At 61.1% G+C, this 10023-nt stretch carries 11 protein-coding genes; 7 read left to right on the forward strand and 4 right to left on the reverse strand.

Features of this window, described 5'->3' with window-relative positions:
• Positions 1–71: 71 nt before the first annotated feature.
• The gene (locus tag NUV89_RS23925; protein WP_257783271.1) at positions 72–1580 is read right to left on the reverse strand and encodes an MFS transporter; all 1509 of its coding nucleotides are present in this window, start codon (positions 1578–1580) and stop codon (positions 72–74) included.
• A gap of 151 nt (positions 1581–1731) precedes the next feature.
• Here NUV89_RS23925 and NUV89_RS23930 point away from each other — a divergent pair, with 151 nt between their 5' ends.
• Both NUV89_RS23930 and NUV89_RS23935 read left to right on the forward strand, forming a co-directional pair.
• Positions 1732–2601, forward strand: a complete 870-nt coding sequence (locus NUV89_RS23930; RefSeq protein WP_257783272.1) for a LysR family transcriptional regulator — start codon at positions 1732–1734, stop codon at positions 2599–2601.
• 253 nt (positions 2602–2854) lie between these two features.
• Entirely contained in the window at positions 2855–4411 is a 1557-nt protein-coding gene (locus NUV89_RS23935) for a TerC family protein (RefSeq protein WP_257783273.1), read from the forward strand.
• On the opposite strand, the gene NUV89_RS23940 is transcribed toward NUV89_RS23935, so the two are convergent.
• The 3 genes from NUV89_RS23940 to NUV89_RS23950 form a co-directional block, all read right to left on the reverse strand.
• Positions 4392–5471 (reverse strand): GGDEF domain-containing protein, encoded by a 1080-nt coding sequence (locus NUV89_RS23940; protein ID WP_257783274.1) that lies wholly within the window; start codon positions 5469–5471, stop codon positions 4392–4394. The genes NUV89_RS23935 and NUV89_RS23940 overlap by 20 nt on opposite strands.
• A gap of 74 nt (positions 5472–5545) precedes the next feature.
• Positions 5546–5860, reverse strand: coding sequence for a co-chaperone YbbN (locus tag NUV89_RS23945; RefSeq protein ID WP_257783275.1), 315 nt, complete (start codon positions 5858–5860; stop codon positions 5546–5548).
• Positions 5861–5927: 67 nt separating this feature from the next.
• The gene (locus NUV89_RS23950) at positions 5928–6176 is read right to left on the reverse strand and encodes a hypothetical protein (protein WP_257783279.1); all 249 of its coding nucleotides are present in this window, start codon (positions 6174–6176) and stop codon (positions 5928–5930) included.
• A 333-nt stretch (positions 6177–6509) separates the two neighbouring features.
• Here NUV89_RS23950 and NUV89_RS23955 point away from each other — a divergent pair, with 333 nt between their 5' ends.
• From NUV89_RS23955 to NUV89_RS23975, 5 genes are read left to right on the forward strand one after another with little or no spacing between them, the layout of a single operon-like run.
• Positions 6510–7358, forward strand: coding sequence for a transporter substrate-binding domain-containing protein (locus tag NUV89_RS23955; RefSeq protein ID WP_257783276.1), 849 nt, complete (start codon positions 6510–6512; stop codon positions 7356–7358).
• A 52-nt stretch (positions 7359–7410) separates the two neighbouring features.
• Positions 7411–8073, forward strand: coding sequence for an amino acid ABC transporter permease (locus NUV89_RS23960; RefSeq protein WP_257783277.1), 663 nt, complete (start codon positions 7411–7413; stop codon positions 8071–8073).
• A gap of 11 nt (positions 8074–8084) precedes the next feature.
• Complete coding sequence (locus NUV89_RS23965; protein ID WP_017737241.1) at positions 8085–8747, forward strand: amino acid ABC transporter permease; 663 nt, start codon at positions 8085–8087, stop codon at positions 8745–8747.
• On the forward strand, positions 8744–9526 hold the full coding sequence (locus tag NUV89_RS23970; RefSeq protein WP_257783278.1) for an amino acid ABC transporter ATP-binding protein: 783 nt from the start codon (positions 8744–8746) through the stop codon (positions 9524–9526). The genes NUV89_RS23965 and NUV89_RS23970 overlap by 4 nt, the downstream gene beginning before the upstream one ends.
• Before the next feature lie 16 nt (positions 9527–9542).
• Complete coding sequence (locus NUV89_RS23975; protein ID WP_122541444.1) at positions 9543–9932, forward strand: RidA family protein; 390 nt, start codon at positions 9543–9545, stop codon at positions 9930–9932.
• Positions 9933–10023: the final 91 nt, after the last annotated feature.

Consider the following 10023-nt stretch of genomic DNA (forward strand, 5'->3'; position numbering starts at 1 on the left):
CACATTCGGCGACTGGCACACTGTCTTCGCGAGCAAGCCCGCTCCCACACAAGCCCGCTCCCGCATTGGTTTCAGTGTGAAGGCTTGATTGGGTAGCGCATCAGCAGTCCCACCATCAACGCCCCTAACAACCCCAACCATCCCGCCACCCACAATACCCCGCCGAACCCCCCGACAAACGCCTGCTGTGCCAGCGGCTGCACACTGGCCCTCGCCGACACCGGCAACAACCCCATCGCCGCCGGCATATCACCCGCCACCACCCGCGACGCGATCCCGCCCACTTGCGCCTGCCACTGCGCACCGATACTCGCCGCCAACAATTGCTCGCTGTGGCTGCTCAACAACGCCCCATACACGCCAATGGCCAGCATGATCGCGCTGAAACGCATGGTGGTACTCATCCCCGAGGCCATCCCGACACGGTCGCGCGGCACGCAGGCCATGATGTTTTTCTGTGTATCGCCATTGAGCAAGCCCGCGCCGGCCCCGGTGACCGCAATCGCCAGCGCAAAGGGCACATACCCGCCGACATGCACCGCCCAGGCGCTGAGCAGGTTGCCGCAGCCCACCAGGGTCAATCCCGCGGCCATCATCGTCGCCGGGGCAAAACGCCCCGCCAAGCGCGCGCCGATGCGGGGGCACACCAGCATGGTCAGGGCGAACGGCAACATGCCCAGGCCCGACGCGATGGCGGAGAACCCCAGGCCGTTCTGCAGGTAGAAGGGCAGCAGCGTCATCATCACCTGTGCGCACCCGGCGTAGGCAAACATCCCGAGCAAGGCGCCGATAAAGCGCGGCTGGCGAAACAGGTGCAGGTCCACCATGGGCCGTTGCTGTACGCGTTCGACCAACACAAACACCCCCAGCAGCCCGGCGCCTCCCAGCAGGCGCGCATAGGTCAGCGGGCTGTCCCAGCCGATGCGGTTGGCCTCGATCAGCCCCCAGATCAGGCACAGCAGGCTGGCGCTGAAGGCCAGGCTGCCCCAGGGATCAAGGCGGGCAGACTGGGTATCGCGGGATTCCGGGATGGCGCGCAGCACCAGCGCCATCAGTGCCAGGCCCACGGGCAGGTTGAGGTAGAAAATCCAGCGCCAGCCCAGATACTCGGTAATCAAGCCGCCAAGGGTCGGCGCGGCAGTCATCGCCACGCCCATGCACGCGCCCCAGAACGCCCAGGCTTTGGCGCGCTCTACGTCATCGTGAAAGGTATGGCCGATGGACGCCAGGGCCGAGGTCAGCAACAGCGCCGCACCGACGCCTTTGACGGCGCGGGCGATGTCCAGCCACAACGCGCTGGGCGCGGCGCCGCAACCGAGGGACGCGAGGATGAAAATACTCAAGCCCCACACCAGGGTTTTCTTGCGCCCGAAACGGTCGGCGAGGCTGCCGGCGGGCAACAGCAGCGCGGCGAAGGCGAGCATATAGGCGCTGACGACCCACTCGATATCGGCGAAATTGGCCGCCAGGTCGCGGGCGATGCTCGGCAGGGTGACGGCGACGATATTGGTGTCGAGCACAATCAGCGAGCAGGCGCCGGAGGCGGTGAGCAACGTCAAGCGTGGGCTGACGGGCTTCATTGGTGGATTACCCGGCAGGCAACGGTAGGTGTGAAATCGCGCGGCATCGCAAAGGCTCTCTGGCTGTTAGGATAGCCCCAGCTTATCGCTGCCCAATGCTGACTTTGTTAGGCGGCAATATGAACTTCATTACCTTTGAGCTAATCCTGCGATGGAAATCCGTCACTTCCGCTACTTCCTGGCCGTCGCCCGGCAACGCAACTTCACCCGCGCCGCCGAGCAACTGGGCATCGCGCCGCCGACCTTGAGCCGGCAGATCCAGGACATGGAAACCGCCCTGGGCACCCGCTTGTTCATCCGCCAGCAGCGCGAAGTCAGCCTGACCGAAGCGGGCACGGCCCTGGTGCAGGAAGCCGAAGCCACCGTACGCCAATTCGAATGCGCCCAGCGCCATGCCCAGCGGGCCGGGCGCGGCGATATCGGGCATATCGAACTGGGTTATGTGGCGTCGGCGGTGTATGGCGGCGTGCTGCAGCGGCAGATGCAGGCGTTCAGCCAGGCGTTTCCCGATGTCACTGTGAATGTGCGCGAATGCGCCATGGCCGCATTGCCCGGCGCGGTGGCGGATGGGCGGTACGACATCGGTTACGTCCGCTCGACCATGACCCTGCCCGACGGTGTCGAAGCGATACGCCTGGACAGCGAAGGGTTTGTCCTGGCGCTGGCGCAGGGCTCCTGGCTGCTGGGGTTGAAGGCCATCGGCTGCGAACACCTGCAAAACGAGACCTTTATCCTGCCGGAGCAGATCAGCGGCACGCTGCACGTCGCCGCCCAGGGCGGTTATGCGCCGCGCCTGGGGCCGCAGCCGGGTGGTTTGGTTGCGGTGCTGGCGCTGGTGTCGCTGGGGCAGGGCGTCGCGGTGGTGCCGGCGTCGGTGGTGGGGCATGTGACGCTGCCAAATGTGCTGTACCGCCCCATTCAAGGCAGTGACGCGTCGTCGTGGCTGTCGCTGATTCACCGCAGGTTTGAAAAAGCGCCTGCGGTCGCGCGGTTTATCCAGCAGGTAAAAGCGGCGCGCTGAACACGATTACAGATCTTGTAATAGTTTTGCGTTGTAGGGGATTTACCTTTCGGCTGTACGATTCAAGTCCTTTTTTATCGCAGGATTTGCATGAACACCCTCTCGGAGCCCCCCAGTCGTCTTTCCCCAAGACATCCGCTGTTGCCGTTCCCGCTGAAGCATCCCGTATTCCGCCTGCTAACCTTGTCCCGGTCCACTGACCGCGCATTGCTGTGCCCGGCATTCTGAACTTCGAATTAAAGAGACTCTATAAATGGAATGGTTAGCGGATCCAACGGCCTGGCTCGGCCTGTTGACCTTGATTGTGCTGGAACTGGTGCTGGGTATCGACAACCTGGTGTTTATCGCAATCCTCGCGGACAAGTTGCCGCCCGAGCAGCGCGACCGTGCGCGCTTGATCGGTTTGTCCCTGGCGCTGCTGATGCGCCTGGGCCTGCTGGCGAGTATTTCGTGGTTGGTGACCCTCACCCAGCCGCTGTTCGAGGTGTTCGACAAGAGCTTCTCCGGCCGCGACCTGATCATGCTGTTTGGTGGTGTGTTCCTGTTGTTCAAGGCCACCATGGAATTGCACGAACGCCTCGAAGGTCATGTGGCCCAACGCAGCGGCAATGCGGCCTATGCGATGTTCTGGCCGATCGTGGCGCAGATCGTGGTGCTCGACGCCGTGTTCTCCCTGGATGCGGTGATTACCGCCGTGGGCATGGTGGATGAACTGGCGGTGATGATGATCGCGGTCATCGTGTCCATCGGCGTGATGATTGTCGCGAGCAAGCCGTTGACCCGCTTCGTCAATGCGCACCCGACGGTGATTATGCTCTGCCTGGGCTTCTTGATGATGATCGGTTTCGCCCTGACCGCCGAAGGCCTGGGCTTCCATATTCCGAAGGGCTACCTGTATGCGGCCATCGGTTTCTCGATCCTGATCGAAGTGTTCAACCAGATTGCCCGCGCCCGTCGCAAGAAGTCGGCGCAAGGCGTGCTGCCGGTACGTGAGCGCACCGCCCATGCGGTGATGCGCTTGCTTGGCGGGCGCAGCCTGGCGGTGGAAGAGGTGGGCGAAGAGGTGGCCGACCTGTTGGGCGAACCGGATACCGCGCAAGGCCCGCTGTTTGATCGCCGCGAGCGCGTGATGATTAGCGGCGTGCTGCAATTGGCCGAGCGGCCGATCCGGACGTTGATGACGCCACGGGCCAAGGTTGACTGCATCGACTTGGCGGACGATGCCGAGACGATTCGCCTGAAACTGATGCATTCGTCCTACTCGCGCCTGCCGTTGATCCGCAATGGTGCGGTGGATGAACCCCTGGGTTTTGTGCACAAGAAGGAGCTGCTCAAGGAATACCTGGCCGGCAACGAGCCGAACCTGGAGCACCTGGCGCGCCGGGCGATCAACCTGCTGGAGAGTTTCTCGGTGCTCAATGCCCTGGAGCAGATGCGCCAGGAATCCACGCACATCGCCTTTGTGATCAACGAATTCGGTGACTTCATGGGCGTGTTGAGCATGACCGACATTCTCGAATCCATCGCCGGTGAGCTGCCCGATGCCAGTGAAATCGAGGGGCCGGACATTGTCGAGGACGGCGCAGGTTTCCGCGTGAATGGCGCGCTCAACCTCAACCAGATCCGCCAGCGTACCGGCTTCAACGCCATGGCGACCGAGGACTACCAGACCCTCGCCGGCTTGGTAATGAGCCTGCTGGACCGCTTGCCGGTGGTGGGCGACAGCCTGGTGTACGAGGGCTGGCGCCTGACCGTGGCGGCCGTCGAGGAGCGGCGGGTGACCCAGGTGGCTATGGTGCGTGAAACGTAAAGCGGTCCTTGCCTGCATGTTTTGACGCATACAACGCCTGGTCCGCCTTTATCAGCACCTGGTTCAGGGTTTCGCCATCCTCCACCCGGGCCAGGCCGATGCTGATGGTCACCGGGTGTTGGCTGGCGTCCTCACGCACTTGGGCACACAGTCGGCCCGCCAACTGCGCCGCGTCTTCGCGGCGTACTCCAGCCAGGTAAATGGCAAATTCTTCGCCGCCCAGGCGGGCGTAGTCGAAGTCGCTCATTACCGCGCGGATGTCGTGGGCGACACGCTTGAGTACGTCGTCGCCGACATCGTGGCCAAACCGGTCATTCACTTTCTTGAAGTTGTCGATGTCGATCATCGCCAGGTAATGGTCGTGCGTGCGTGGTTGGTGGGCGAGCTTCTGCCCGGCGCTGGCCATGAACGCGCGGCGGTTGGGGATGTCGGTCAGGGTGTCCACGTAGGCCTGGTCCAGCAGCAGCTTGGCCATGATGTAGTTGCTCAGCTTGACCTGGCGCAGTTTCAGGAAGCTGTAGAGGGTCAGCAGGCTGAGAAAGCTGGAGTAAAAGAACACCGTGGTGCCTTTGACTTCCAGCACCGAGGTTTCCGTGAGATAGAACGGGTTGAGCACCACCCACGTCATCATCAGCGTGGCGGCGAATGCCCAGCGGCTCAGCGGCAGCACGGAGGCGCTGTACAAAATGGTCGAGGCGCCAAGGATCAGCCAGCCGGGGTGCAGGTCCATGGGCAGGCCTTCGATCACCAGGCGGATGCCGATGGCGATGATGCTGACGAAGATCAGGTTGATCCATTGGAAGTGGCGCACCTGCGTGTTGAAGGCCGCTACCAGTGTGGTAATCAACAGTGCGCTGAGAAATATCACCGAATAGAACGTAAAGCCTTGGCCGCCGCGAAAGCTGACGATCAGGTTGAACACCAGCCAGATGCTGATGCTGGCGAGGTAGATCAACAGGCAGAACGGCTTGAGCCGCTCGAAATCATGCTGGGCGAACTCAAGTTGCAAGGCGGGTGAGGGGAGTTTCTTGAGGACTTCGGCTTCAATGGTCTTGAACATTGCTGACCCTGGCTCGGCGGAGACTGCATTGAGCAGCGTAGCTGTTGGCCGGTGGCGCGCAAATGCAAGGTGGATCAAGCAAGCTCTATAAGCGCCTGGAGCAGAGCCGACTCGCTGACCCCTTCAAGAGTTCTCACCAGCTGACCTCGTTGGTAGATCAGTAGCGTTGGAATACGCACGACCATGGGGTGTTTGGGCGTGTTCGCACAATCGAGGATCAATACCTTGATTTTTCCCTGGTGCGCTTTGGTGATCTCTACGAACCACGGCAGGGTCGCATTACATGCGTAACAGCCTTCGGAGGCGAACAGCGCAAACACCGTGAGTGGTGTATCCAGAGCGTGCTCAAAAGCCGCTTTGTCCTCGATCACCGCGTTGAAATAACTCATTGGCGTTCTCCAGGTAGCCGTTCAGCTCACGCTAAGTCGGGAGGCGCCGCTCGTCTACTGTCAACCTTCACAGGTTCGCATCACGCTCCAGGCGTTCGCGCGCCTTGCGCGCCTGGTTCGCGCATTTCTTGTATTCCAGGTTGTCCCGCGAGGCCTTGGCCTGGCGGTAGCCGTGGTGGTTCTGGCTGGTGTAGTTGGTGCTCAAGGCTTCGTTGAGCTTGCGCAGTTCGATCTTGCAGTCGCGGCGGTCGTTGCTGGCCCAGGCGCTGGTGGCGATCAGACAGGAGCATAGAACCAGGGTGAGGCTGAGCTTCATCGGGGCGCGATCCTTGTCGGCGGGAATGTCCAAAGGCTAGTCCAGCGTGGGGATTTTTCCATGGGGTGTGCGCACTGCAACGGTGCGCGGTAACGCCGTAATGGCGCACGGGATTGGGGCCTGTCACCGCAACGTGGGGCCTGGGGTAGCAGATTGGCCTCAGCTGCCGGCGTAACGCCGCATAGTACGCAATGGCTTATCTTGCTGATTTTTAATGAATTAATTCCCAGCGTGTTTTTCTGTTACGGCGTGTGGCACACTTTCTGCTGTCTATTCCGTTGTTACATACTAGGTTCCGGTATAGCGGAATACACAATCCCTGGAGTGCTTGTCATGCATCACCGACTTTCCGTGTTCAAAGCGTGTGTTTTTCTCTTCGCCGCATCGGCTTCCCTCGCAAGCATGGTGCAGGCGGCGGACAGCAAGCTCGATAACGTGCTCAAACGTGGGCATCTGATCGTGGGTACAGGCAGTACCAATGCGCCGTGGCACTTCCAGGGAGCGGATGGCAAGTTGCAAGGGTTTGATATTGACATCGGCCGCATCGTCGCCAAGGGCTTGTTCAACGACCCGAGCAAGGTTGAGTTTGTGGTGCAGTCGTCCGACGCGCGGATTCCCAACCTGCTGACCGACAAGGTCGACATGAGTTGCCAGTTCATTACCGTCACCGCCAGCCGTGCGCAGCAGGTCGCGTTTACCCTGCCGTACTACCGCGAAGGCGTGGGCTTGCTGCTGCCCAACAACAGCAAATACAAGGAAATCGAAGACCTGCAAGCCGCCGGCGACGGCGTCACCGTGGCCGTGCTGCAAAACGTGTATGCCGAAGAACTGGTGCACCAGGCGCTGCCCAAGGCCAAGGTCGACCAGTACGACAGCGTTGACCTGATGTACCAGGCCGTAAACTCCGGCCGCGCCGATGCCGCCGCCACCGACCAGTCTTCGGTCAAATACCTGATGGTGCAGAACCCCGGCCGCTACCGCAGCCCGGTTTACGCCTGGAGCCCGCAAACCTACGCGTGCGCGGTCAAGCGTGGCGACCAGGACTGGCTGAACTTCGTCAACACCGCGCTGCATGAAGCCATGACCGGTGTGGAATTCCCCACCTACAAGGCCTCGTTCAAGCAATGGTTTGGCGTCGACCTGCCCGAGCCGGCGATTGGTTTCCCTGTCGAGTTCAAGTGATTCGTGACAACCGGGGCGCCGCCGACGGCGCCCCTATTAGGTATTGCTGACCATGAACTATCAGTTGAACTTTGCCGCCGTGTGGCGCGATTTCGACACCTTGCTGGCGGGGCTCGGTCTGGGCCTGCAACTGGCATTGCTGTCGATCGCCATCGGCTGCGTGATCGGCCTGCTGATGGCCTTTGCCATGCTGTCCAGGCACCGTGCGTTGCGCCTCTTCGCCTCGGTGTATGTGACGGTGGTGCGCAATACGCCGATTCTGGTGCTGATCCTGTTGATCTACTTTGCGTTGCCGTCCCTGGGCATTCGTCTCGACAAAATCCCCTCGTTCATCATCACCCTGTCGTTGTACGCCGGTGCCTACCTGACCGAAGTATTCCGCGCCGGGCTGTTGAATATTCCCAAGGGTTTGCGTGAAGCCGGCCTGGCCATCGGCCTGGGCGAATGGCGCATCCGTGCCTACATCACCGTGCCGGTGATGCTGCGCAACGTGCTGCCGGCACTGTCGAACAACTTTATCTCGCTGTTCAAGGACACCTCGCTGGCCGCCGCGATTGCCGTGCCGGAGCTGACCTATTACGCCCGCAAGATCAACGTCGAAAGCTACCGGGTGATTGAAACCTGGCTGGTCACGACCGCGCTCTACGTGGCTGCCTGTTACCTCATTGCCATGCTGCTCCGTTACCTGGAACAGCGTCTGGCGATCCGTCGTTAAGGAGGGTTCCCATGTACGAGTCCCCCAGCTGGCTGCATGAGTTGTGGATCGCCCGGGATACCCTGTGGGCGGGCTTTCAGGCCAGCGTGTATGTGTCGGCGCTGGCGATTATCTTTGGCACCCTGATCGGCATCGTCGCCGGGTTGATCCTGACCTACGGCAAATTCTGGATGCGTGCTCCGTTTCGCCTGTATGTCGACCTGATCCGTGGCACGCCCGTGTTTGTGCTGGTGCTCGCGTGTTTCTACATGCTGCCGGCCCTCGGTTGGCAGATCAGCGCGTTCCAGGCCGGTGCGGTTGGCTTGACGCTGTTTTGCGGCTCCCACGTGTCGGAGATCGTGCGCGGTGCGCTGCAAGCCATTCCCCGTGGGCAACTGGAAGCGGGCAAGGCGATTGGTCTGACGTTCCAGCAGTCCCTGGCCTACGTGCTGTTGCCCCAGGCGCTGCGGCAGATCCTGCCGACCTGGGTCAATTCCTCCACGGAAATCGTCAAGGCCTCGACCCTGCTGTCGGTGATCGGCGTGGCGGAATTACTGCTCAGTACCCAGCAAGTGATTGCGCGCACGTTCATGACCCTGGAGTTCTACCTGTTCGCCGGGTTTCTGTTCTTTGTCATCAACTACGCCATCGAATTATTCGGGCGCTACATTGAAAAGCGGGTGGCCTTGCCATGAATCAACCTCACATCGACCAGCCGTTGCTCAACATCCGCGGCCTGCGCAAACAGTACGGCGAGGTGGAAGTGCTCAAGGGCGTCGACCTGACCCTGCAGCGCGGTAACGTGGTCACGTTGATCGGCTCCAGCGGTTCGGGCAAGACCACGCTGTTACGCTGCGTCAACCTGCTGGAAGAGTTCCAGGGCGGGCAGATCACCCTCGACGGTGAGTCCATCGGCTACAGCGAAGTTGCCGGCAAGCGCGTGCGCCACCCCGAGCGGGTGATTTCCCAGCATCGCGCCATGACTGGCATGGCATTCCAGCAGTTCAACCTGTTCCCGCATTTGACGGCATTGCAGAACGTCACCCTCGGCCTGCTCAAGGTCAAGAAGATGGGCAAGGACGAAGCCGTGGCACTCGCGGAAAAATGGCTCGATCGCGTAGGGCTTCTGGAGCGCCGCAACCACTTCCCCGGCCAGCTCTCCGGTGGCCAGCAACAGCGTGTGGCGATTGCCCGCGCCATTGCGATGAACCCGAGCCTGATGCTGTTCGACGAAGTCACCTCGGCCCTCGACCCCGAGTTGGTGGGCGAAGTGCTCAGCGTAATCAAGGGCCTGGCGGAAGAGGGCATGACCATGTTGCTGGTCACCCACGAAATGCGCTTTGCCTACGAAGTGTCTGACAAGATCGTTTTCATGAACCAGGGCCGCATTGAAGAGCAGGGCTCGTCGAAGGACATTTTCGAACGCCCGCAATCGCCGCGCCTGGCGGAATTTCTCAAGAACATTCGTTTTTAATCAAGGAGGCTATTTTATGAGCATTACTCGTTACGGCACCGGCAGCACCGCCGGCGGCGGCCAGCCCCGTCCCTTCGCCCGCGCGGTGGAAGCGGACGGCTGGCTCTACGTCTCGGGCCAAGTGCCAGCGGTGGACGGAGAAATCATCAACGGCGGCATCGTCGAGCAAACCCGGCAGACCCTGCGCAATGTGGTGGCGATTCTGGAAGAGGCCGGCTACGAGTTGAAAGACGTGGTGCGGGTGGGCGTGTGGCTGGAAGACCCGCGCGACTTCTGGAGTTTCAACAAGGTCTTCGGCGAATACTTCACCCCGGAACACGCCCCGGCGCGGGCTTGTGTGCAGGCCAACATGATGGTGGATTGCAAGGTGGAGATCGATTGCGTGGCCTATAAGAAAAAGGGCTAAATGCCCGACTCTTGAAGTCACTGAATATCAAATGTGGGAGCGGGCTTGCTCGCGAATGCGGTGGTTCAGTGACACATGCATTCACTGACAC

The organism is Pseudomonas sp. 18.1.10, assembly GCF_024655625.1.
Taxonomy (GTDB): Bacteria; Pseudomonadota; Gammaproteobacteria; order Pseudomonadales; family Pseudomonadaceae; genus Aquipseudomonas.

Excerpts from the sequence above, each read along its gene's own strand:
- NUV89_RS23925 (WP_257783271.1), bottom strand. The coding sequence starts at position 1,580 with ATGAAGCCCGTCAGCCCACGCTTGACGTTGCTCACCGCCTCCGGCGCC.
- NUV89_RS23930 (WP_257783272.1), top strand. The coding sequence starts at position 1,732 with ATGGAAATCCGTCACTTCCGCTACTTCCTGGCCGTCGCCCGGCAACGC.
- NUV89_RS23935 (WP_257783273.1), top strand. The coding sequence starts at position 2,855 with ATGGAATGGTTAGCGGATCCAACGGCCTGGCTCGGCCTGTTGACCTTG.
- NUV89_RS23940 (WP_257783274.1), bottom strand. The coding sequence starts at position 5,471 with ATGTTCAAGACCATTGAAGCCGAAGTCCTCAAGAAACTCCCCTCACCC.
- NUV89_RS23945 (WP_257783275.1), bottom strand. The coding sequence starts at position 5,860 with ATGAGTTATTTCAACGCGGTGATCGAGGACAAAGCGGCTTTTGAGCAC.
- NUV89_RS23950 (WP_257783279.1), bottom strand. The coding sequence starts at position 6,176 with ATGAAGCTCAGCCTCACCCTGGTTCTATGCTCCTGTCTGATCGCCACC.
- NUV89_RS23955 (WP_257783276.1), top strand. The coding sequence starts at position 6,510 with ATGCATCACCGACTTTCCGTGTTCAAAGCGTGTGTTTTTCTCTTCGCC.
- NUV89_RS23960 (WP_257783277.1), top strand. The coding sequence starts at position 7,411 with ATGAACTATCAGTTGAACTTTGCCGCCGTGTGGCGCGATTTCGACACC.
- NUV89_RS23965 (WP_017737241.1), top strand. The coding sequence starts at position 8,085 with ATGTACGAGTCCCCCAGCTGGCTGCATGAGTTGTGGATCGCCCGGGAT.
- NUV89_RS23970 (WP_257783278.1), top strand. The coding sequence starts at position 8,744 with ATGAATCAACCTCACATCGACCAGCCGTTGCTCAACATCCGCGGCCTG.
- NUV89_RS23975 (WP_122541444.1), top strand. The coding sequence starts at position 9,543 with ATGAGCATTACTCGTTACGGCACCGGCAGCACCGCCGGCGGCGGCCAG.